The 23,350-nt window shown below is 31.6% G+C and carries 20 protein-coding genes; 3 read left to right on the top strand and 17 right to left on the bottom strand.

Going from position 1 to position 23,350, the window contains the following annotated elements:
- Positions 1-129: 129 nt before the first annotated feature.
- From HYG84_RS09575 to HYG84_RS09565, 3 genes are read left to right on the top strand one after another with little or no spacing between them, the layout of a single operon-like run.
- Positions 130-1,734 (top strand): recombinase family protein, encoded by a 1,605-nt coding sequence (locus HYG84_RS09575; protein ID WP_212376312.1) that lies wholly within the window; start codon positions 130-132, stop codon positions 1,732-1,734.
- A gap of 4 nt (positions 1,735-1,738) precedes the next feature.
- Positions 1,739-1,936: a sulfonate/nitrate/taurine transporter ATP-binding protein gene (locus HYG84_RS09570; protein ID WP_249168574.1), complete on the top strand. Its 198-nt coding sequence runs from the start codon at positions 1,739-1,741 to the stop codon at positions 1,934-1,936.
- The gene (locus tag HYG84_RS09565; protein ID WP_212376309.1) at positions 1,926-2,750 is read left to right on the top strand and encodes an ABC transporter permease; all 825 of its coding nucleotides are present in this window, start codon (positions 1,926-1,928) and stop codon (positions 2,748-2,750) included. The genes HYG84_RS09570 and HYG84_RS09565 overlap by 11 nt, the downstream gene beginning before the upstream one ends.
- A gap of 81 nt (positions 2,751-2,831) precedes the next feature.
- Here HYG84_RS09565 and HYG84_RS09560 read toward each other — a convergent pair whose 3' ends face one another.
- The 17 genes from HYG84_RS09560 to HYG84_RS09480 form a co-directional block, all read right to left on the bottom strand.
- Positions 2,832-4,376 carry an HD domain-containing phosphohydrolase gene (locus HYG84_RS09560; RefSeq protein WP_212376306.1) on the bottom strand — a complete coding sequence of 515 codons (1,545 nt, stop codon included), beginning with the start codon at positions 4,374-4,376 and terminating at the stop codon, positions 2,832-2,834.
- Positions 4,377-4,394: 18 nt separating this feature from the next.
- The gene (locus tag HYG84_RS09555; RefSeq protein WP_212376302.1) at positions 4,395-4,796 is read right to left on the bottom strand and encodes a hypothetical protein; all 402 of its coding nucleotides are present in this window, start codon (positions 4,794-4,796) and stop codon (positions 4,395-4,397) included.
- Positions 4,797-4,830: 34 nt separating this feature from the next.
- A complete protein-coding gene (locus tag HYG84_RS09550; protein ID WP_212376299.1) occupies positions 4,831-5,271 on the bottom strand; it encodes a YtxH domain-containing protein in 441 nt (146 codons plus the stop codon).
- A gap of 258 nt (positions 5,272-5,529) precedes the next feature.
- Positions 5,530-7,491 (bottom strand): glutamine synthetase, encoded by a 1,962-nt coding sequence (locus tag HYG84_RS09545; protein ID WP_249168573.1) that lies wholly within the window; start codon positions 7,489-7,491, stop codon positions 5,530-5,532.
- Positions 7,492-7,659: 168 nt separating this feature from the next.
- The gene (ptsP, locus tag HYG84_RS09540; RefSeq protein ID WP_212376297.1) at positions 7,660-9,366 is read right to left on the bottom strand and encodes a phosphoenolpyruvate--protein phosphotransferase; all 1,707 of its coding nucleotides are present in this window, start codon (positions 9,364-9,366) and stop codon (positions 7,660-7,662) included.
- A 17-nt stretch (positions 9,367-9,383) separates the two neighbouring features.
- On the bottom strand, positions 9,384-9,647 hold the full coding sequence (locus tag HYG84_RS09535; protein WP_212376294.1) for an HPr family phosphocarrier protein: 264 nt from the start codon (positions 9,645-9,647) through the stop codon (positions 9,384-9,386).
- A 12-nt stretch (positions 9,648-9,659) separates the two neighbouring features.
- Complete coding sequence (locus tag HYG84_RS09530; protein WP_212376291.1) at positions 9,660-10,145, bottom strand: PTS sugar transporter subunit IIA; 486 nt, start codon at positions 10,143-10,145, stop codon at positions 9,660-9,662.
- A 383-nt stretch (positions 10,146-10,528) separates the two neighbouring features.
- The gene (locus HYG84_RS09525; RefSeq protein WP_212376288.1) at positions 10,529-11,020 is read right to left on the bottom strand and encodes a PRD domain-containing protein; all 492 of its coding nucleotides are present in this window, start codon (positions 11,018-11,020) and stop codon (positions 10,529-10,531) included.
- Positions 11,021-11,096: 76 nt separating this feature from the next.
- Complete coding sequence (locus tag HYG84_RS09520; protein WP_212376284.1) at positions 11,097-12,752, bottom strand: HD domain-containing phosphohydrolase; 1,656 nt, start codon at positions 12,750-12,752, stop codon at positions 11,097-11,099.
- Positions 12,753-12,813: 61 nt separating this feature from the next.
- Positions 12,814-14,028, bottom strand: a complete 1,215-nt coding sequence (locus tag HYG84_RS09515; RefSeq protein WP_212376281.1) for a response regulator — start codon at positions 14,026-14,028, stop codon at positions 12,814-12,816.
- Positions 14,029-14,345: 317 nt separating this feature from the next.
- Positions 14,346-15,737 (bottom strand): dihydrolipoyl dehydrogenase, encoded by a 1,392-nt coding sequence (gene lpdA / locus HYG84_RS09510; protein ID WP_212376278.1) that lies wholly within the window; start codon positions 15,735-15,737, stop codon positions 14,346-14,348.
- 192 nt (positions 15,738-15,929) lie between these two features.
- Positions 15,930-17,246, bottom strand: coding sequence for a dihydrolipoamide acetyltransferase family protein (locus HYG84_RS09505; RefSeq protein ID WP_212376276.1), 1,317 nt, complete (start codon positions 17,244-17,246; stop codon positions 15,930-15,932).
- Positions 17,247-17,260: 14 nt separating this feature from the next.
- On the bottom strand, positions 17,261-18,244 hold the full coding sequence (locus HYG84_RS09500; RefSeq protein ID WP_212376272.1) for an alpha-ketoacid dehydrogenase subunit beta: 984 nt from the start codon (positions 18,242-18,244) through the stop codon (positions 17,261-17,263).
- Entirely contained in the window at positions 18,244-19,332 is a 1,089-nt protein-coding gene (gene pdhA / locus HYG84_RS09495) for a pyruvate dehydrogenase (acetyl-transferring) E1 component subunit alpha (RefSeq protein ID WP_212376269.1), read from the bottom strand. The genes HYG84_RS09500 and pdhA overlap by 1 nt, the downstream gene beginning before the upstream one ends.
- A 174-nt stretch (positions 19,333-19,506) precedes the next feature.
- Positions 19,507-19,860, bottom strand: coding sequence for an FMN-binding protein (locus HYG84_RS09490; RefSeq protein WP_212376266.1), 354 nt, complete (start codon positions 19,858-19,860; stop codon positions 19,507-19,509).
- Positions 19,861-20,069: 209 nt separating this feature from the next.
- A complete protein-coding gene (locus HYG84_RS20565; protein ID WP_212376262.1) occupies positions 20,070-21,200 on the bottom strand; it encodes an FMN-binding protein in 1,131 nt (376 codons plus the stop codon).
- A 132-nt stretch (positions 21,201-21,332) separates the two neighbouring features.
- Entirely contained in the window at positions 21,333-22,865 is a 1,533-nt protein-coding gene (locus tag HYG84_RS09480) for a stalk domain-containing protein (protein ID WP_212376259.1), read from the bottom strand.
- Between the last annotated feature and the right edge of the window lie 485 nt (positions 22,866-23,350).

Genomic DNA, 23,350 nt, shown 5'->3' with positions numbered 1-23,350 from the left:
ATTTAAACCCTTACAACGACAATAAGTGTGTAATCCGTAACTAATTAAAATCAAAAAATAGTAGTTGAAGCCCTTATGGGCTTTTTGTTTTTGTAAAATCCTCTATAATATATCTAAGGGGTGATTAGCTTGAAAAAGATTGCAATATATGCTAGAAAATCAAAATTTACTGGCAAGGGTGAATCTATAGAAAACCAAATAGAAATGTGTAAGGATTACGTTAATAAGCACCTTAATAATCCTGAAATTATTTTATATGAAGATGAAGGTTTTTCTGGTGGCAATTCAGATAGGCCTGAGTTTCAGAATATGATTGCCGCTGCTGAAAAAGGAATGTTTGATATTCTTGTATGTTATAGATTAGATCGTATTAGTAGAAGTATTGTTGACTTTTCAAATATAATGGAAATATTAGAAGAAAATGATATTGCTTTTGTATCTATTAGAGAACAATTTGACACTAGTACTCCTATGGGTCGTGCTATGATGTTTATTTCGTCTGTATTTGCCCAATTAGAAAGAGAAACTATTGCAGAACGTATTAAGGATAACTTAATGAAGTTGGCACGTACTGGCCGTTGGCTTGGTGGAGTTGCTCCTACTGGTTATCAAGGAAAAAGAGAATATTATTATGACGAAAAAATGCAAAAGAAAAGTTCTATGATGTTAGTTCCAGTAAAAGATGAATTAGATCTTGTAACTACTTTATATAAAAAATATATTGAACTAGATTCTCTTTCTGGCTTGATGTCCTGGACCTTAGTGAACAACATAAAATCTAAAAATGGTAAAGACTTTGACATGGTCGCACTTAAAACTATATTAACTAATACAGTATATGTTAAGACCGATGAATATTTATATGAATGGTTTGATAAGCAAGGGTATGACATAGCTAACGAAAAGAAGGATTATAAGGGTAATGGTGTGTTTACATATAATAAGTATCAAAACAGACGAAATAAGAGCCATAAAATAAAAGATATTTCTGAACAAATAGTAGCTATTGGGAAACATAAAGGTATAATTAACTCTAAAGACTGGGTAAAAGTGCAGGAGATGCTACAAGCTAACTCAAAAAAGGCTCCACGAACTGGCACTGGGGAAAATGGTTTAATAGGCCCTATTCTATATTGCGAATGTGGATCAAGAATGAGAATTGCACTAAAATATACTGACGGTGAAGTTAAACATTATTATTATAAATGCAGAACAAAGGAAGAGTCACATAGTACTAGATGCAATATGAAAAACTTAAACGGAATAAAAACAGATGAAATAGTAGAAAATGCTTTAAAACAATTAAAATTTAATAAGGGTGTATTAGCTGATCAACTAAGAGAAAAGGTTGTTTCTATAGAAAAAACATCAAGGTCGACCATCAGTGGATCAGATAAATATATATCTGAAATTGAAAAACATGAAAAGTCTATAGAAAATTTAACTATGCAACTATCTGAAAACCAAGGCTCGGTCGCATCTAAATATATTATTAAGCAAATTGAAGGATTGGACTCTAAAATAAACGATCTAAAGAAAAAGTTAAAAAATCTAGAAAATGAAAAAACACACTCTGCTTTAGAAAGAGAAAATGTAAAAATATTATTACAGTCAATTGATAGATTTCATGATCGGTTTGATGATGCAGATATATTTGAGAGAAGAAAATTAGTACAAGCTATAGTCAGCCGAATTGTGTGGAATGGGCATGATTTAAACATTTATCTTCGGTAACCCTTTGTTGTATATCACAGAAGCTATTTCTATGGCTGATAAGGTAGCAGTATTATCTAATCGCCCTGCTCGCATAAAAAGCATCCATAATATTGAACTTACCTGCAACGGCGAAAAAAGTCCTATTAAATGTCGTGAAGCTCCCGAGTTTAGACATTACTTCAATAAAATATGGAAGGAGCTGGATGTATATGTCAAATAATACAAAGGTTATAGAGCAACAACACTCTAATAATCATCTAGAATACCTTCGTTCTGTTAAAGGTTATAATGTGAAGGTTCTTCTATGGCAAATAGGAGTTTTAATCGGTTTTTTAGTGCTCTGGGAAGTTGCTGCTACCCTTAAATGGATCGATCCGTTCTTTACAAGTAAACCTTCTGATATTGCTATGTTGATAGGTAGACTTACTGTAGACGGCTCTCTTTTTAAGCATACATTAGTATCTGTTTTGGAAGCATTAATTGCACTGGGGCTTGGAACCATTTTAGGAACTGTTATTGCTATTGCTTTATGGTGGTCTGACTTTGCAGCTAAGGTTTTAGATCCTTATTTAGTTGTATTAAACGCACTACCTAAAATAGCATTAGGACCTATTATAATTATATGGGCTGGGGCAGGTATGAGCGGCATTATTGTAACTGCCTTAACCATTTCTCTTATTGTAACTATATTAGCAACTTATAATGGTTTTCGAGAAGTAGATGCGGAAAAGATCAAAATGTTGACTACCTTTGGTGCAACCAAATTTCAAATACTCCAAAAAGTAATCTTTCCTGCAAGCATACCTACTATGATAAATACTTTTAAAATAAATATTGGTATGACTTGGGTTGGTGTAATAGTAGGAGAGTTTCTTGTATCAAAGTCTGGTTTAGGATATTTAATTGTATATGGTGGTCAAGTATTTAGATTAGATATTGTGATGGCGGGTGTTATTATTTTAGCAGTTGCCACAGCTATAATGTACCAGTTAATATCATGGCTAGAAGATAAATTTTTAAAATGGCGACAGTAATAAAATAAGCACTAGAGAAATTTCTCTAGTGCCTATTTTATTACTATTTAACAATACATTCTATTACTTCTAACTTAATTATTAAGATAATATTTTATTACTATTAAAATTGTTATTTCCAAAATCTCTGTCATATATTTTTCTTATTTGGGGTAGATTATCTATAAATACACCAACAAGTACAGGATCAAAATGAGTCCCACTTCCATCTTTAATAATATCTACAGCACTATCAAATGGTATTGGTTCCTTGTATGGTCTTCTAGATGACAATGCATCAAATACATCTGCAACAGCCACAATCCTAGCCGCCAGTGGTATTTCTTCTCCTTTTAGTCCATAAGGATAACCTTTCCCATCCCATTTTTCATGATGGTATCTTGTAACATCGATTGCCATTTGATAGAATTCTTTTCTAAAAATCTTCAAACTATCCCTTAGGTTTGATAATATGTTTGCCCCAATATTTGTATGCTCTTTCATAACCATCCATTCTTCTGCTGTTAGTCTTGCTGGCTTACCTAAAATTTTATCGGGTATACCTATCTTTCCTATATCATGAAGAGGCGCATAAAGCTCCATATCATAAACAAAGGAATTATTTACTCTATAATTTTCATTTTCGTAGTTTAGCAGACCTTCTGCAATTACTTTAGAGTAGTTTGTCATACGATTAATATGATTTCCCGTTTCTAAATCTTTTTTCTCAACTAAATCTGCAAAAGTTAAAGTAATGTTATTTAGCATTTTTTTAGTTAAATAAGTTTGATCTATTATTGTAGCTATGGCATTAGCAATATTCTCTCCTATTCTAAGGCTCTTTTTATTATAACTTCCTTTTTCAAAGGAACTAAAAAATAAAAAACCAAAAACCTTATCTCCTATAATAAGAGGCAGTATCATATTAGATTTAATCCCTTCATTCACAATTAAATCTAAAGATCTATTTCTAGATTTTTTTTTATTTAACTCTGCTACAAGATCATTACTAAATACAGGTTTTTTACTTATAAGCATTTCAGTTAAAGATGTTTGGTCCATACTTACCTCAAATCCAGGTCCTAATAATACATTTCCGTAGTTCATCTTTCCAGTTTCAGCTACAATTCGCCTTTTTTCATAGTCTACAAATGCTACTCCTATTCTGTCTACTCTAACAAAAGCGTTTAGTTTTTTTAATATCTTTTCTAACACATCATCTAAAACGTATTCATTAGCAGCAATGTTTTTAATTTCTTGTAAAAATATTTGCTCCCTAAATACATCTCCAACAAACCTTTTTAAATCTTTTTCTTCACTAAAGTAAGGGACTAAGCTATCTACGGTAGCCACATCATAGCTAAAATTGCTTAAATTTTTGAAACTACGAAGTATGTAAGGAATATCAGTATTTACGATTCTCCTAATAAATATTAATGCAAACACAAGTAATGCTAATAATACCATTACTATTGCTATGGAAAATACAACATATCTACTAAATATTTCCTCAGTTATATTAGATCTTTCATTCAGGCTTTTAATAACAGTAAAGTTTATTGTAGCAAATAAAATAATTGATATTACAGCTATACAACTTATACACTTTACTATATTTTCAATTTTAAGTTTCTTAAAATTAATCATTTCAACATCTCTTTCTGCTTATTTCTCAAACCAACCTTTTTTCTTATCTTTAATAAAAATACTTTTTACTAATGCTAATATTTCTAATATATCTTTTACTGGCAAAACGATATCTTCAGTAACAACCTGTGCAGCAGAAGCTGTATATTCTACAGTTTCTTCTATAGCTTTAATTGCTCCTGAAACGTGCTGCATTTCTTCATTTACACTTTTAGTAATTTCTTCAGTATTTACAAGTATATTAGGTAGGCTATTTAAAGCGCTATCAATATTTACTTCATTACGCTGTACAATCTTATTTATATTGCTAAAAATTTGGTTAAGATTCGCTAATGTTTTAAATAGAACAACTAGTACACCACCGCCAGCTATAGCAAATAGTACGGTAATCAGCTGTCCAATAGTTATTTGAGCATCCATATTATCCCTTCCCTTTTCCTATGTATAGTTTATATTAATATTCATCTGTAGCTAATTCTTCTTCTATTTCTTCTATTTCTTCTATTTCTTCTATTTCTTCTATTTCTTCTAAGTCTATATCATCTATAATATTCATATTATCATTTAGGTCTAGTTTTTCTTTTAACATATTTTTCTTAGCTTCTATTGTTTCTTTTTTTAACTCATAGACTTTAGATAACTTATCTCTACCTTCATTAAGGTTTGTTTCTAAAATCTCCTTAGCTTTCTCTAATTCTTCTTTAGCCTTTTTACGATTATTTTTTCCACTATCAGGCGAAACAAATAAAGCTGTTGCCCCAGCTACAATGCTGCCTATAGCCACACCCTTTGCTAAACCCTTTGTCTTCTCTATTCTTTTTTCTCTTTCAATTACTTCAGGATCTAATCTTCTTCGTATATTTTCCACCTTTTTCTGTAGTTCTTTAATACGCATAATTACCACTCCTTTTTATATAATTATTTAATACTCCATATTTCCTGTTATACCCAATATATGAACTAGAAAACAATGATTTTAACCTATTTATTATTCTCCACTTAGGTATAATTTTCCTCCTTTGAAATTATTAAAATTTTCATATGTTTAGACAAATATCATTCTATGCTTTATTCCACAATAAAAAAGCAAAGCTTAATATCTCTCAAATGCCGAGAGAAAGCAAGCTTCACTTAAATAACTCAAACTTTTAAATTAATGCCAAAAATAACTACCTTCTTCACTACCTTCTTCAAATAAATTTCTACGATATGTTATATATAATTGTTTTAATAAGGTTATTTTTTCATTCATTTCTAATTGTAATTTCGAAGTTAAGTCATAATTCCCTAACTCAATTTCCCCTCTCATCCGAGAAAATAAAGCCTTTCTATCTAGGCTATCCTTCATTAAACAATTTCTTAACTCATTAACATTCTTCCAATTTACATCATCCAATTCATTTGTTGTATCTCCGCTATGAATCTTTTTACAACTTCTTACTAAATCTATATTATCAGGAATAATTCTACCTATCAGCTCTGTAACCCATTGTGTAACAGTAGCTTGACGATAAGAATCAATAATTGCTTGACTAAAAACCTCCCCTGCACATAATATTTGTATTTTATATGGCTCTAAATCAAAGTTCTTAATATTTTCCCATACTGTTACAGGTGGTATACCAAACATGCTACTTCTTTCTTCTTCTGTGTAATATTCGAATACATCTTCTTCACTTCTATACACTCTATCCTTTTCGAGATAAAACTTTTCTTCTCCTTGTCCTTTAGAAAATTCTATCTCTAATTCTTTTGATGTCATACCCGACTTTACCATAGCCTTAATTCCATCAATCATAGTTTGATAAAGTGCGGCTAAGGCTAAATAAGTGTTAGTGCTTGGATTTGATGATCTTATCTCAAATCTTGTAGCCCTTGGATTATTCATATCTCTAATTAGACCAATTAATACTGTACGATTTCTAGATGGAATATCTGTGCTATGGCCTATTGCACTTACTATACACACTGGTGCTTCAAAACCTGGCTTTAATCGATTAAAAGCATCATTAGTGGAAGTTATAAAAGGATTTACCACCTCATAGTTTCTAAGTATTCCTGAAAGTCCTCCCCAACCCAAAATACTCATATAATCAGTATTTTTATCTTTAGGTGTAAAAATATTAATATATCTACCACTGTTAAGCCTAATTCCTACACCTACATGTATATGCTTTCCACTACCAGCTACACCTTCAATAGGTTTTGCCATAAAAGTTACCTCTAACCCGTGTCGTTTAAATGTTTCCTCTATAATTTCTCTAATAAACAGCTCATTATCTGCAGCTTGAATAGCTGTACTATATCTCCAAACTATTTCCAGCTGTTCCATTACGTGATTCAACTTACCATTTACTCCTATTTTGGCACTAACTCCCCCAACTTCTTTATGTCCGATTTCTGGCTCTATGCCATACTTATTAAGTAAAAGTATGGTTTCTTCCAATGCAGTACGTACACTCCCCTTAGTGCGCTTCCAATATTGCTCCTTCAACACTTGTGATGTTGATAATTTTTCTTCATCTGCTGAATCACCAGGGGTTTTTACCCAAAACTCTAATTCTGTAGCAGAGGTTAAAACTATATCATCAATATTTTCTTCCATAGATATATCTAAATCCTCTCTAATATGAGGATATTGGTTAAATAATACTTTAATTTCTGAAGTAAAACAATCTATAGCTCTTTTCAATATAGATCTCGAATCTACCTTTTTTGAATTATGCACTAAAAATGCAGGTATCCTCAATGTTCCTATTGGTAGCCCAGTAGAAGTACAAATATGATCATAATTATAATCAACAAACCAATTAACAGAAAGATCTGGAACTAAGTCTACCTTTGCATTATTTAATGTTGCAATACCATGGAGAACAACACTAGATCCATCGGTTTGAACACCCACATTAAAAAATCTTTCCATTTCATCAATAAATAAAGAAATAGGAATTTTTTCATCTGTATCATTTCCTCCTAAATCCACAGCCACTAAAGAAACAAATTGAATTGAAGGATGAGCCTTTAATAGTACAGTAAGATTTTCTCTGCTATGTGTCCATGGGGGCAGACAATATAGCATAGGCTCCATCAATAATTTTTCTAGTAATTCATTCATAATTATCCCTCCAATTAATATTTTCTCTTTTAAATAAAATTTTTAATATTTATTATATATTAATTGTATTAAATTGTAAATGCATAATTATGCCTAAATATGTAAAAATACACCTATTTTACAACAGATGTATTTTTAAAAATTATTATATTAAATTACATATAATCCTTATTTAAGCTGATCTTTTATATATTCTTTTATCTCCTCTGAAGTAGGAAGCGTTAAAGTTACTTCAGCAATTTTTTTCATATCACTATATGAAATCTCACTTATAATCTTTCTTGCAGGCAAAATAGATACGGCACTCATAGAAAACTCATCTAATCCTAATCCAAGTAGAATAGGAATAAGGTTTTTATCGCCAGCCATTTCACCGCACATACCTACCCACTTGCCACCTTCATGGGCATAATCTATTATCATTTTTATCATTCTTAAAATTGCAGGATTAAAAGGATCATATAAATAACTTATTTTCTCATTCATTCTATCTACTGCCTTAGTATATTGAATTAAATCGTTGGTTCCTATACTAAAGAAATCTACTTCCTTAATTAAAAGGTCTCCAATTACTGCCGCCGCTGGTATTTCTACCATTATTCCAACTTCAATAGACTTACTATATGAAATATATTCTCTATCTAGATCATTTTTAACTTCTTCTAAAATTCTATTAGCATCCCTTACTTCTTCTACAGATGAAATCATCGGATACATAATTTTCAGGTTACCATAAACACTGGCTCTAAGTAATGCTCTCAATTGGACTTTAAAAACTTCCGTTTGATCTAAGCATATGCGTATTGCCCTGTATCCTAAAAATGGATTCATTTCCTTTGGAAGATTTAAATACGGTAATTCTTTATCCCCACCAATATCTAAAGTTCTAATGATTACCGGTTTTCCTTCCATACCTTCTAAAACTTCCTTATATGCTTGGAATTGTTCTTCTTCCGTTGGCATACTATTACGATTCATATATAAAAACTCTGTACGATAAAGACCAATTCCTTCTCCACTATTTTCTATAACACCTTTTATATCCTTTGGTGTCCCAATATTAGCTGCTAACTCTACAACTCTCCCATCCTTAGAAACCGTTGGCATTCCTTTTAAAGCCTCAAGATCTCTTCTTGTTATCTCATAATCTTTCTTTTTCTGCTGGAATAAAGATAATACATTCTCTGTTGGATTAACATGCACAACTCCCTCTTCTCCATCAAATACTATTGTATCTCCATCATTGATAGTAGAGGTTATATTTTTTAATCCAACAACTGCTGGCACTTCTAAAGATCTTGCCATAATAGCCGTATGGCTTGTTCTTCCTCCTATGTCTGTTACAAAGCCTAGTACCTTATCCCTATTCATTGTAGCAGTGTCTGAAGGTGTAAGGTCATGCGCAACTAAAATAATTTCATCTGATAATAATGCTAAGTTAACTATTTCAATACCTAATAGATTTTTTAATATTCTTATTCCTACATCCTTTATATCGGCTGCCCTTTCCCTCATATATTCATCATCCATACTTTCAAATAACAAAACAAAGTTATCTATTACATCTTTTGTGGCATATTCTACATTAATTTTTTCATTATTAACTTTGTCCTTTATTTGAGAAAGTAGCTCTGGGTCTTCTAGCACCATTAAATGTGCCTCAAATATTTGAGCTTGTTCCGCTCCAAGTTTTTTTGTGGCTTCTTCCTTGATAGCCCTTAGTTGTATTTTTGTTTTTTCAATAGCATCATGTAATTTTTTATTTTCATTTTCTACTTCTAAAATATTTAATTTGTCAATGTTTAAATCCACATCTTTATAAACTAATGCTTTTCCTATAGCAATACCTGGTGAAGCTGCGGTTCCTTTAAACATAAATTTTCCTCCCTACTTTATTCATCGAAGCCTCTTTCGATTAAATCTGATATTGCTTCAAAGGCTTCTTTCTCGTCTTCTCCTAATACCTTCAAAATAACTTCGTCTCCTTGTCTTGCACCCATACCCATTATACTCATAATACTTCTGCAGTTATATTCTTTGTCACCCTTAATTAGAAAGCAATCTGACTTAAATCTTGTAGCTTCCTTAACCAGTAAACTCGCTGGTCTAGCATGTACTCCTGTAGCATTTTTAATAGTTATTTTCTTTTCTAACACAATACCATCTCCTTATTTTTTAGTTATATTCATAATTGCATCACTTTGGCTTACTTCTCCTAATTTCATTTTTTCTAGTTTTTCTAGATCATCCATATTAGTAATAACGATAGGAGATATAGTTGACTTAGCATTACTTTTTATATATTCTAAATCGAAGGTCAATATAAGCTGGCCTTTTTTAACTTCATCTCCAACATTTATATGAGTTTCAAAACCTTTTCCATCTAGTGAGACTGTTTCTAAACCAATATGGATTAATATTTCTACACCATTAGTAGACTTTATACCGATTGCATGCTTTGTAGGAAACACTTGTATCACTTCACCATCCACTGGTGACACTACTTTACCTTCTACAGGCTCAATAGCCATACCATCCCCAACCATTTTACCTGCAAAAACCTCATCTGGCACTTCCTCAATATTAATCAGCCTTCCTGTTAATGGTGCTCCAACTACTAGTACATTTTTCTTATTCTTAAATAATCCAAACATTTAATTCGCCTCCTGTTAGTTTAATTTAGTAATACACTATTAATTGATTGTATCTTTTGCAACACACTTTATACATTTATAGTACAAAACTTTGTATATAACAAAGGTCATCTTACGCTATTGCGTTGACTCTGTTGCATTTTAAATTACGCTGTGCTTAGCGTATTTCCAGCATGATACCTTTTTTAGAAACCTTCAATAATAAAAAAGTTTATACTTTTCTATAAAATAAGAAAGACATGAGCATAAGAAAAAACATAAGATAAATATATCAATCTATAATAGATATATTTATATCATGGGCTTTTCTTAAAGCTCATGCCTGATTTGGTCAGTAACACGCTTTTATTGTTTATTTAATTTAAAATAATACTAAATTTTATTTAATCTTCCATATTAGGTCTACTTGCACGAATATGAAGAGCAATAAACCCTATTTCATCTTCCGGGACATCTATTCCTATGCGTTCACGTATTAGTTCAACAGCCTTAGCAGCAATATTATATTCCTCTTCGTATAAAGCCTTAGTTTGACTTAAAAAAGGATTAGTAATATTTATTCCATCATAGATTCTTTTAATAGCAAAGTGAATATGATCAGTTAACCCAACATGAATACGATTATTTAAATTTTCACCTAAATCATTTTCTGCTATAGCAATAATCTCTTGAGCTACACCTAAAATCGCCTCATCAATATCTTTATTGTTAAAAATATCTAACGAAACAAATACCTTCTCAATGCTATTTTCATTATTAATTATGTCGTTTTCATTTTTAGCAAATCCTATACCTTTACCCACCAAAATGTATTGAAGGTCATTTTTAGTAGCAATTACTACATTATTATTTAATGTTTTTTTAATAATGTACACCTTCTTATTCCTCCTGTGGATAATTAAATTTAAAAGCTATCTAATGCTATTATAATATCCAAAACATGAAATTTTGTCAAGATTCTAAAATTACTTCAATAAATTTATCCACTAAATAAGAATCAAATTGAATTCCTTTATATTTTATTAATTCTTTAATAGCTTCCTCCTTATTTAAAGGTTTTTTATATGCTCTGTTAGTAATCATTGCATCATAGGAATCTGCTATAGTGACAATTTTAACTAATTGTGGTATTTCGTCACCTTTAAGACCATCTGGATAACCCATTCCATCTATACGTTCATGATGATTGCGTATAACAGATAGAGAATCCTGTAAAAACTCTAAATTTCCGATAAATGCCTCACCTTTTTCTGGATGTTTTTGTATTAGTTGATATTCCTCATCACTTAACTTGTCGGGTTTTAACAATATATTATCTGGAATTCCTAGTTTTCCTATATCATGCAGAATGCTACCATGCCGTAGTATCTCTAACTCTTTACCTGTTAAATTTATTTTTTTGCCTAACATCAAGCTATATTCCATTACTCTTTCGCTATGTCCCTTAGTATAGCTATCTTTTAGCTCCATGGCTGTTACTAAAGCCCTAATTATATCAAAATAAGACTGTAATAATTTATCACTGGTTTGATTAATTTCTTCAAAACTTGCCGCTAACTCTTCATTTAATGCCTGCAATTCTTCATCTCTAAAAGAAATTGCTTCTATAGTTTTATTAAACTGTATTGCGATATCTCCAATTTCATCCATTTTTTCTACTGGTATTTGCAGAGTATATTCTCCCTCTTCAACCTTTTTCATTCCATTTATTAAGCTATTGATAGGTTTAAGCATCTTTTTTATAAGTATATTAGTCAAAAATAAAACTAGTATGAGAACAAGTGAAAAGATCTTAAGATTCTTATTAAAAATCCTTGTAATAGGTGAGTACAAATCGCTTTGATTAATCGATATTACTATAAAAAGCTCTGTTCCTTCTAATTCCTTAAAAAAAGCATACTTTTTAATTTTATTAAAATTTTCATAAGGTACATAGCCGTTTCTGGCATGAAAACGATCTATACCACTATATTGAAAAAAATTGTCATATAGAATCTCATCAGATTTGGGATGTAAAATCACATTTCCATGCTTGTTTATTAAAAATCCATAGCCACGTCCTTCTATATTTAAGGAATGAATGATTTCTCCAATATTGATCATAGGAATTGTACCAATTACCACTCCTACTACTTCGTAATTATTATTTACAGGGATACCAATAACAATTTGATATGTTCCATCAGATCTAGAATATATGGGATCAGAAATAACAATTTCCCCTTCAAATACTGGGTCTAAATATTCTCTATCAGAAAGATCTCGTAAAACATCACTTCCTGTAATATTATAGGTTCTATCACTATAAACTAGACCTATTTTATCAAATGCACTACCTTCTAATTCATTATAAAAATAAGGTGAATTTTTCTGCCAGTTTAAATCAGTAATATCTAATTTATTGATAATACGTTCCAATTTATGTTTTCCATCTTCAATACTATGTTCTATATCTTTGGTTCGTGTTTCAATATTTAAAAGAGACATCTTATGCTGATAATCCATAATAAAATTTAATGCTGTTCTTTGGGTTCCTAACCACAAAGAAACAAAAGCGACTATTAATAATAAAATACTAACTAATGGCAGTTTATGTTTTAACTTCATTATACCTCTCCTATTAATATTATTTTACTATCTATAGTTGTCATAGTTGTTACTTAGAGCACTAAATAAACTTTATCCAACGCATCTCTAGTATTGACAAATCATCCTTTAAACTAGATTGTGATCTTACTAATTTATTTAATTCCATAGTTAAGTGCCCATTAACAAAGTCTGTTTCTCTTTGAATATAATTAACGATACCCTCATATTCAATTGGATTACCAGCTTCATCCTTTACTTCCATCAAACCATCTGTGTAAATAATTAGACTATCTCCTGAGTCAAAGTATACTGTTTTCTCCTCATAGCCCTCACTAAATTCAAAACCTACTGGAGTACCATACGCATCTAATTCTATTATTTTACCTGTATCTTTCACTAGCAAAGGAGTAGGATGGCCAGCTCTTACATACTTCATTACCCCTGTTTTTATGTTTAAAACCATATAAAATATAGTAAAGTAATGATTATACTTTACAAAAGGAAATCTCTTGTTTAAATAATTAACAACTTCCAGTGGCGATATAATTTCATAATATGGCGGATAGTTTATCTTTCTTTTCAAAGGTGATCCTCTATCTACATCTAGAATTAATGTTTCTGATAATGTAACAGCTAACATGGAAGAAGCAACTCCGTGACCCATAACATCAATCATATATAAACCAAGATGATCATCATCGAGCATAAAAACGTCAAATATATCTCCACCAACCCTTCCCGATGGTTGATAAGTCCAAGTGAAGGAACAATTAGGTATGTTTCCAAGAGACTTAGGTATAAGAGCCTCTTGTATCTTTGAAGCTAAGCTTAGATTTATTTCTAACTCATTTTTTTGCTTTTCAACCATATCTAAACTTTCTTCTAAGGCATTTTGGCACATAGTTAATTGTCTTTGCACTTCTATTAATTTAGTCTGGTTTTTTATTCTTAAAATAAAATCCTCTTCTTCTAAAGGATAGGTTATATAGTCATCTATTCCTAATGAAATACACTTTTTCTTTTGCTCTATATTATGGGAATTAATTGTTGTGATAATAGGTATTCTTCTTGTATACTCGTCCTTTTTCAAGACATTACATACTTTTATTGTTTTTTTATCATCGGAAAAACAATTTATTAAAACGATATGGGGCATTTCTTTTAATATATTCTCTATGTAACTATCTTCTATAGATCTTTGTACTACCTCATATCCGTGCTTTCTAAGTAAGTTCTTCATATCTGTAGATGAATTTTCTCCGAAATCAAGTATAAGAATTTTATAAGTAATCATTTATCTGCCCCCTTTGTTTTTAATGTAACAATATTATACTCTAAATTTTTCCTAGAAACTATGAGGCTTATATGTAGATATTTAAAAATAATCTTTGTCTATTCGTTAAAATCAGCATCTTAGATAAAACTCTTAGTTATATTAAATTTATGTTACAGTATTTAATTCTACATTTTTTGATAAATTCCTACTTTATTTATAAAATCAATAATGTTCTTTATTATTTAGGACTTTAGACCTTATCCATATAATAGTAAAAATAAACAAAAAAGAGCCTATTTGGCTCTTTTAAAAATAAGATTTTTAGTTTTTAAATATCACTTACCTCTATTTAGTGAATGTATAGGATATCCCAATATACCATGGGCACTCTCCATCATCATCTCGGACAAAGTAGGATGTGGATGAACTGCCTTAGCAATATCTTCCGCTGTTCCTTCTAACTCCATTATCATAACAGCTTCTGATATCATATCTGTAGCAGTAGAAGCCATAATATGGACGCCTAATACTTCTCCATATTCTTTGTTTGCTATAATTTTTAGAAAACCAATAGTATCTCCTTCAGCCATAGCTTTACCATTAGCATTAACTGGAAACTTGTTTACAACAATATCGAGTCCCTTCTCTATTGCCTCTTCTTCAGTTAATCCTACTGAAGCTAGTTCTGGAAAAGTATATACACAAGATGGTATTACATTATAATTAAGTATTTCATTACCACCCATAGCATTTTCAACTGCTACTATTCCTTCTGCACTAGCAACATGAGCCAAGCTGTATTTTCCATTTATATCTCCAATAGCATATACTCCCTCAATATTAGTTTCCATTTTCTCATTTGTTTCTATTCCACTAGATCCTACTTTAAGATCTAGCTTTTGTAATCCATCTAAATTAGGTGTAGTTCCAAGAGATAAAAGAATTTTTTCTGCCTCAAAAATTTCTTCTTTACCTTTTAATTCTACAATTACCTTTTTGCCATCAATAGCCTTTAAGGATGTATTTGTAACAACCTTTACCTTGCTTTTCTTTAATTGTCTAGTTAAAGTATTAGCCATTTCAGCATCCATACCAGACAGTATTCTACCAGATCGCTGAATCAACGTTACATCTACATTTAGAGCATTCATTAAAGTAGCAAACTCAACAGCTATAACTCCTCCACCAAGTATAACCATAGATTTTGGTAGTTCCTCCATAGAAAGTAGTCCTTTAGCTGTAATCATATAGCCATTATCAATAGACTCCTTAATTCCTGGAATATTAGGAGCTTTTGGACTTGTACCTGTAGCAATTATCATATTTTTTCCATATAGTGTTTCGTCTCCTACTTTAATATGATTTTTGTCAATAAACTCTCCAAAACCTTTATATATGTCTATTTTATTACCTTTAAGTAATACTTCTATACCGCTAACTAGTTTTTCTACTACTTTATCTTTTCGATCTACCATTGCCCGCCAATTTACTTTTATTTTGTCTGGCTCTATTCCTTCAATACCATAAAACTCTCCATGTAAAATATTCTGATAGGTTTTCGCACTTTTTAAAAGGGTTTTTGTAGGTATGCATCCCCAATTTAAACAAACTCCACCAATAGATTCTTTCTCTATTAATGCTACAGCAGCACCTAATTGTGCAGCTCTAATAGCAGCTACATATCCCCCAGGTCCTGCACCTAATATTATTACATCATAGTTTTTCACTAAACTTCCTCCCTCCAGCTATTCTAATAGCACTATTTTTTGAAATTTGCGAAATGTTTTATATTTTCTACTTAGATATGTCAAACTCCTTCTTTTATTCTATTAATTTATTCTATACTTGTTTTTTATAGTATTCTATGATCAAATTAAATCCTTCTTAAATTTAAGAAGGATTTAATAGATTCGTTAATATTAATACAAAATAAGTCTATCTGGATTTGTTATATATGTTTTCAATGAATCTATGAACCTTCCTGCATCTCCTCCATCTAGCACCCTATGATCTATAGATAATGCTAATGGCAATATCCACCTAATTACAATCTCACCATCAATTACAACTGGTTTTTGCTCAATTTTTCCAACTCCTAAAATAGCTACCTCTGGGTAGTTAATAATCGGCATTCCAGTACTTAGACCTAATGAGCCAAAATTAGTTATTGTAAATGTACTTCCTTTAATCTCATCAAGCTTTAGTTTCTTATCTCTAGCTGCTTTACTAAGACGGATACTTTCCTCCATCAATTCTAACATACCAATTTTATCCGCATTTCTTATTATAGGAACAACTAAACCATCTTCTGTATCAACCGCTATACCTATATTGTAATATTTTTTAATGATATACTCATCATTTTCTTCATCTAGCTGAGCATTAAATTTGGGATTATCCTTTAATGCAAGTGTTACGGCCTTTATAATAAATGGTAAATAGGTAAACTTAATATCCTTATCGTCTATAAATAAATTTTTTACCTTTTCTCTATAATTTACAAGCTCTGTTACATCAACTTCATCCATACATAATGCATGTGGAGCTGTATACATTGACTTTGCCATATTTTTTGCAATAGTTCTTCTTAAGGAAGTGAGTTTAATTCTTTGTTCATATCCTGCTATTGTATTTTCCTTAACATTAGCACTTATATTTTCTTTATTATCTACAATAATATTTTCATTATCCTTTAATTTGTTATCTTGTACATTATATTCATTTTGGATATCAGCCTTCATTACCCTACCTTGTGGACCTGTTCCAATAATTTCATTAATATTAATATTTAAATCGTGAGCTATCTTTCGAGCCATTGGTGTAGCTAATACCTTTTTCTTTAGTTCTTCCTTAACCTCTGTATTTCTGCCTTCTGTACTACTTTCCATTATTTCATTTGATACTTCCAAAGCACCTACAACACCTGCATTTTCCTCTTCAACTTTTTCAGACTTTACAGTTTGCCCTTCTTCTAATATGTCTATAGCACTTTCACCTTTATTATCAGTTACAATCTCTACCACTACATTTCCAACATATATGACTTCCCCTTCTTCCCCATTCAGTTTATCTATTATACCTGAAGCGGGAGATGGAATCTCTGTGGTTACTTTGTCTGTTTCGACCTCGAATAAAGAGTCTCCTTCCTTTATATTATCTCCTACCTTAACTAACCACTTAGTTAATATTCCTTCCGTTATTCCTTCCCCAATGTCTGGGAACTTAAATTTAAACATATATTAACACCTCCTTATGTCAAGTAGTTGACAGTTTCCATAATCTTATTAAATATTCTTTCTGGACTTGGTAGGTAATGATGCTCTCCCTGAGGCAATGGGAAAGGAGTATCGAAGCCAGTTACTCTAAGTGGAGGAGCTTCTAAATATAGAAATGCCTTTTCATTAATAATAGAAATTAATTCAGCGCCTACTCCCAAAGTTTTTGCCGCCTCATGTACAATAACTACCCTTCCTGTCTTTTTAACTGATTCAATAATGGTATCCCTATCAATCGGTGATATTGTCCGTAGGTCAATTACTTCAACACTAATACCTTTATCCTTAGCTAGATCAGCAGCTTTTAAAGCTTCCCGCATCATGGCACCCCAGGAAATTAGAGTTATATCCTTGCCTTCCCTTACTACATTAGCTTTACCAATTGGTATAATATACTCCTCATCAGGTACCTCTTGTTTAAATGCTCTATAAATACGTTTTGGTTCTAAGAAAATTACTGGATCCTCATCTCTAATTGCAGCAGCCAATAATCCTTTTGCATCATAAGGAGTAGATGGTATAACTACCTTTAGTCCTGGAATATGTGAATATATAGCTTCTGTGCTTTCGGAGTGGTGTTCCAGCGCTCTAATTCCTCCACCATAAGGCATTCTTATCACCATAGGAACACTAAACCTACCTCTAGATCTGTTCCGCATTCTGGCAACATGGCTAATTATTTGATTAAAAGCAGGGTAAGAGAATCCCATAAATTGCATTTCTACTACTGGCAACATTCCGTTAATCGCCATACCAATTCCTACTCCTACAATTGAAGACTCTGATAATGGTGAATCCATGCAACGGTCTTTTCCAAATTCCTTCTGTAAATCTACAGTTGCTCTAAATACACCACCCTCATATCCTACATCCTCACCAAATACAATAATTCTTTGATCTCTTGCCATCTCTTGTTTTAATGTTAAATTAACAGCTTGTAATAAATTGATTGTGGTCATTATAATTCACCTCTCTCATTTAAAAATTCTTTATATTCTTCCATCTGCTCTAATAATTGAGGTGTTATTTCCTTATAATGATATTTAAATATATCATCCAGTTTTGTCTTTCCGTTAGTTTCTACATATTTAAAAGCTTCCTCTGCTATCTTTCCGCACTTTTCAACTAATCTATCGTTTTCTTCCTCATTCAAATATCCTTTATCTATTAAATATTTTTTCATTCTATCTATAGGATCTTTCTTCTTCCAAACTTCAACTTCATCATCTGTTCTATAACGTGTGGGATCATCGCTAGTTGTGTGGGCTCCAATGCGATAGGTGTAGGCTTCAATTAATGTTGGTCCTTCACCTCTTCTAGCTCTTTCTATAGCTGTTTTCGTTGCAACATACATAGCTAATATATCATTACCATCCACTTGTATTCCGGGCATTCCATATGCAACTGCTTTTTGGGCAATTGTTTCTGAACTAGTTTGACTTCCTCTAGGAACAGAAATCGCAAACTGGTTATTTTGGCATAAAAATACTGTTGGTGTATTAAAGGCTCCGGCCCAATTCATAGCTTCGTGAAAATCTCCTTGAGAAGTTGCACCATCACCAAAATAAGCAATAGATACTTCATCCTTGCCTTGTAGTGTAGATGCCCATGATATACCTACGGCATGGTTAAGGTGACTTGCAATAGGTACTGATACCGGTAAAATTTTTAAGTCTTCTGGAATATGGCTACCAAACTCATTACCGTACCAGTAAAGATATATCATTTTAAGATCTGCTCCTCTAGTTAGCCATGCTCCAAGCTCTCTAAAAGATGGCACCATCCAATCTTTCTTTTCCAGCGCAAAAGCACTGCCTACTTGAGCTGCCTCTTGCCCAATATTAGGTGCATAGGTAAGCATTCTTCCCTGTCTTTGATACATAAGGGCTTTTAAATCTGCCTCTCTAGTTTGTATCATATTTTCATACATCGTTAATAGTTCTTCCTTATTTAAATCTGGCATGTACTCTTCATTTTTAATGTTAGAATTTTCGTCCATAATTTGAAACATCTTTTTATCCAATGGATTATAATTTTTAAAAAGCATTATATTACCTCCTTATCAATTAATATTGATATTCGTTATTATTTATATATCCATAAATATCTTTTTATAACATTATTATTCTCAATAAAAAAACATGATCCATAATATGGATCATGTTTTTTCTAAATATATGAAAAAAGCAGCAAGGCTGCTTTTTCTATTGTTTAAATTAAACTATTTAGCTTTGCTTAATGCATCCTTAGCAGCTTCCATAGTTCCGTTACTTGAACCTGTTGCGCCAGATACTGCTTCTACTTCTGTAGATTGAGCTTCAACAATTTTTTTAGCTACTTCTTCTGCTGCAGTATCACCAAGACCTTCTGTTTCTTCTTGTTCTACTATTGCAACGTTGCTGATTTTACCATCTTTAACTTCTACACTTACTTTGATATCTCCTTTGTAACCTTCTCCTACACCTTCATAAGTACCATCTTTGTATGCTTCTGCCTTTGGTGCTGGCTTAGAACATCCTACAAATACTCCCATTGCTAATGTAGCAACTAATGCCAATGCTAATCTTTTTTTCATTTTAAAATCCTCCTTAATACAATATAAATTTTAAGTAATGTTTTGTCCATATCAATAATTCTGGATTAATAAGTAACTCGAGATAATTTTACATCTTTTTAATAAATAATGCAACATCATTATAAAAATATATTTAGCCTTTATAGGACTAATATTGACATATATATAAAAAAATAAACCTATCATATAAATCAAATTTTAATATGTTCCTATTTCGCTTGGCCTAATGCATCCTTTACAGCTTTAATTGCACCTTCACTTGAAATTGTAGCACCAGATACTACAGCTATATCACCTGTTTGTTTTGATACAACTTGCTCAGCAATTTTTTTAACAGCTACGTCTCCTACACCTTCTGTTTCATCCATCTTATTTATAGTAGCTGCTGTGATCTTTCCATCTTTTATAGTAACCTTTATTTCGATATCGCCGTAAAATCCTTCACCTTTTCCTACATATGTTCCATCTTTATAACCACTTGCAGCTGGTTCAGCAGGTTCAGCAGGTTTTTCCGCTGGCTTATCAGCAGGTTTCTCTGTCGGTTTTTCTGCTGGCTTATCAGCAGGCTTTTCTGCTGATTTTTCTGCCGGCTTATCAGCAGGTTTTTCCGCTGGCTTATCGGCAGACTTTTCTGCTGGTTTTGCTGTCTCTTCTGCAGTTTCTTTAGTAGGTTCACTATTTAAAGCATTTAATATAGCTTCAATAGTAGCATTACTTGAAACTGTCGCTCCAGATTTTGCATCTACTTCTGTTGACTGAAACTTAATTACATTATCAATAATTTCTTTAGAGGCGTCGTCACCAATTCCTTCTGTCTCGCCAATCTCTAAGGTATCAATACTTGTAATTTTACTTCCTTCTACTATAACTTTTACTTTGATGTCAGACTTAAATCCCTTTGCAGATCCTTCATATATTCCATCAACAAATGTCATAGGCTCTGGATCAGGTTTAGCATCTTCTACAGGTTTTTCTGCAATCTTAGCTTCTTTCAAACCTAATGCCACTGCTACTGCTTCCATAGTTCCATTGCTTGAAATTGTAGCACCAGAATGTGTATCCACTTCTGTTGATTGTGCTTCAATAATTTTTTTAATAGTTTCTTTTACACCTTCATCGCCAATACCAGGCGTCTCATCAATTTCAATAATACCTATATTTGTAATTTTGCCATTCTCAACTTTAACACTTACTTTGATGTCTCCTTTAAAGCCTTCACCAACGCCTTCATATTCACCATCAGTAAAATTACCAGAAGTCTCTTTCGATGGCTTAGAACAACCTGCAAATACTCCAATTGTTAATGCAACTACTAATGCTAAGGCTAATTTTTTTTTCATAAATTTACCTCCTTGAAATAATTAATTTCATAATAGTTTTATAACTATATTAACAAGGATAAAGCCGAGGTATTCCCCAGCCTTATCAGTTAAGTTTATTATTTTTTCATATGTTTATTAAATAGTAATGTGTTATTTTTCAATCATTTTTACTGCTTTAGGTCCTAATTCTACGATACCTTTTCTCCAGTTAGAAGCCCCTGTAATAGTATCGATTCCTTCAACAGTTTTGTTGTTTAATAGGAAGTCTTGCATTTCCTCTCTGATATCTAATTGATTTCTTCCTTGAAGTACATCAGGTGTTCTACTAGCCCAATTTTGAATGTAAGTTGGGTTGTGAGGCTTAGCCAAATCTGATCCTGTTTGATATTCTACATAATCTACATCTAGAATTTCATTATCTTTAGCAAGAGCTAATAACTGTACATAATATGCACTTTTAGCTGTAGGTTCACCATGGAATACATAAATAGTAGAACCTTCTGTTACTTCGATGTCAGACATTCTAGCTTGATTTAATGCTCCAACTGTGAAAAGCTTTAAGTCATCTCCCCAGCCTGTAGCACCTGTTGCTACATCTACCATGTTTGGATCTTGAGTTTTAATTAATTGAGCTTCTCTTTCAGCAATAATTGCAACTGGGTCTACACCCTCATATTTATTTTTCCAATTAGTTACATATCCTGCTCCATCTAATCTTTTACTTTCACCTTTATCATTAAGTGCTGTATATTCTACAGAAATAATTTTTCCATCTTTAACTTCCATGTCAACTTGTGGTGTCCATCCCCTGGAATCTGTTAATCCAACAACAACATATTTACCGTCTTTATAATCAAAGTTTACTGCTTTGCTTACACTTGCAGCTTTAGCTTGAGCCATTGCCTTTTTAGTTAAAGCTACAAAGCTTTTATGCGTTCCTGTCGCACCAGTTGTCACATCTACTTTGTTTGGATCTTGCTTAGCAACCAAATCACTTTGTAATGTATCTATCTTCTCTGAAAGAATTACTTCTGGATACTTTGCTTGCCAGCTTGTATTATAAGCTTCGTCAGTTTTTTTACCATTTCCTTCAGCATTATACTCGTTGTAAACTACAGATTCAATTTTTCCACCTTTAACGGTTAGGTTAACTTGTGGAACCCATCCTTTACTTGCTAAGCCAGCAGCTACATATTCCCCATCTTTCATCGGAGCTGCATCATCAAACATGTATAAGCTATTACTTAATGTATCTTCATAGTAATATCTTCCTAAAGCTTCTGCAAAATCAGCAGCTGAAACAAATGATTGGTTTTCTTCGTTAACATCTACAATTGTTTCAAGCTTTACATCGTTTCTAAAAAGGTTCATAGATTCGCCCTTTTCAGCCTTTGCAAGTGTTGCATCTTCTTTGTCCAAAATATACGCAGTATGTGTAGCCGCATCGTATTTAATATGTAGACCAAATTTTTCAGTTAACTCTTTCAGAGGAACAAATACACGTCCACCTTTGATTGTTGTCTTTTCTTCTAAAGTAAGTTTTTCACCATTGTTGAAAACAACAGCACTCTTAACTCCAGGACCTTCTAATGCTGGTTCTGGATCTGCAGCATTTACATTTGTTGGTACTACTAATGGTAAAGCTAGCAATGCCGCTAACGCTAATGCCCACGCTTTTTTCATTAAAAATCTCCCCCTTAATAATGTTATTCTGCTTACTAAATAATAATCGTTAATTTAACAATTACTATTACTAAACAAAAATGTTAAATTAATAACTTATAACTTTACAATTATTTTACATCTTTTTCATTACCAATGCAACTATATTTTGGTATTTTTTACTTACTTTTTGTATAGATTAATTTAAATTTAACATCTATATATTCTTATGTTTTCAAGAAATATGCTGGGAATACAGTTTTATTCTACATATTATTTTAAAAATAGTATCAAAATTAAGTTTTTTTTATGTTTGTTTACATATAATAACATATAATTTCCTATATATGTTACCAATAGATATTTAAATAACGATTAATGTATCAGCTTCTATATTATAAGATTATAATTTAAATCTTTTACTAACAATAAATAACATCTCTCATTCTTTTATACTGATATTTTACTATTCTTTACTTTTATTAAATCAATTGATATAATTAATC

Source organism: Alkaliphilus sp. B6464 (assembly GCF_018141165.1).
GTDB lineage: Bacteria > Bacillota > Clostridia > Peptostreptococcales > Natronincolaceae > Alkaliphilus_B.
This window is presented reverse-complemented; position numbering and strand designations above follow the sequence as displayed.

What these genes read in the sequence shown, in the direction of transcription:
- HYG84_RS09560 (WP_212376306.1), bottom strand. Translation starts at nt 4,376, where the DNA reads ATGATTAATTTTAAGAAACTTAAAATTGAAAATATAGTAAAGTGTATA.
- HYG84_RS09545 (WP_249168573.1), bottom strand. Translation starts at nt 7,491, where the DNA reads ATGAATGAATTACTAGAAAAATTATTGATGGAGCCTATGCTATATTGT.
- HYG84_RS09505 (WP_212376276.1), bottom strand. Translation starts at nt 17,246, where the DNA reads ATGTTTAAATTTAAGTTCCCAGACATTGGGGAAGGAATAACGGAAGGA.
- HYG84_RS09490 (WP_212376266.1), bottom strand. Translation starts at nt 19,860, where the DNA reads ATGAAAAAAAGATTAGCATTGGCATTAGTTGCTACATTAGCAATGGGA.
- HYG84_RS09500 (WP_212376272.1), bottom strand. Translation starts at nt 18,244, where the DNA reads ATGACCACAATCAATTTATTACAAGCTGTTAATTTAACATTAAAACAA.
- HYG84_RS09515 (WP_212376281.1), bottom strand. Translation starts at nt 14,028, where the DNA reads ATGATTACTTATAAAATTCTTATACTTGATTTCGGAGAAAATTCATCT.
- HYG84_RS09530 (WP_212376291.1), bottom strand. Translation starts at nt 10,145, where the DNA reads ATGTTTGGATTATTTAAGAATAAGAAAAATGTACTAGTAGTTGGAGCA.
- HYG84_RS09565 (WP_212376309.1), top strand. Translation starts at nt 1,926, where the DNA reads ATGTCAAATAATACAAAGGTTATAGAGCAACAACACTCTAATAATCAT.
- HYG84_RS09520 (WP_212376284.1), bottom strand. Translation starts at nt 12,752, where the DNA reads ATGAAGTTAAAACATAAACTGCCATTAGTTAGTATTTTATTATTAATA.
- ptsP (WP_212376297.1), bottom strand. Translation starts at nt 9,366, where the DNA reads ATGTTTAAAGGAACCGCAGCTTCACCAGGTATTGCTATAGGAAAAGCA.
- HYG84_RS20565 (WP_212376262.1), bottom strand. Translation starts at nt 21,200, where the DNA reads ATGAAAAAAAAATTAGCCTTAGCATTAGTAGTTGCATTAACAATTGGA.
- HYG84_RS09480 (WP_212376259.1), bottom strand. Translation starts at nt 22,865, where the DNA reads ATGAAAAAAGCGTGGGCATTAGCGTTAGCGGCATTGCTAGCTTTACCA.
- HYG84_RS09555 (WP_212376302.1), bottom strand. Translation starts at nt 4,796, where the DNA reads ATGGATGCTCAAATAACTATTGGACAGCTGATTACCGTACTATTTGCT.
- pdhA (WP_212376269.1), bottom strand. Translation starts at nt 19,332, where the DNA reads ATGCTTTTTAAAAATTATAATCCATTGGATAAAAAGATGTTTCAAATT.
- HYG84_RS09550 (WP_212376299.1), bottom strand. Translation starts at nt 5,271, where the DNA reads ATGCGTATTAAAGAACTACAGAAAAAGGTGGAAAATATACGAAGAAGA.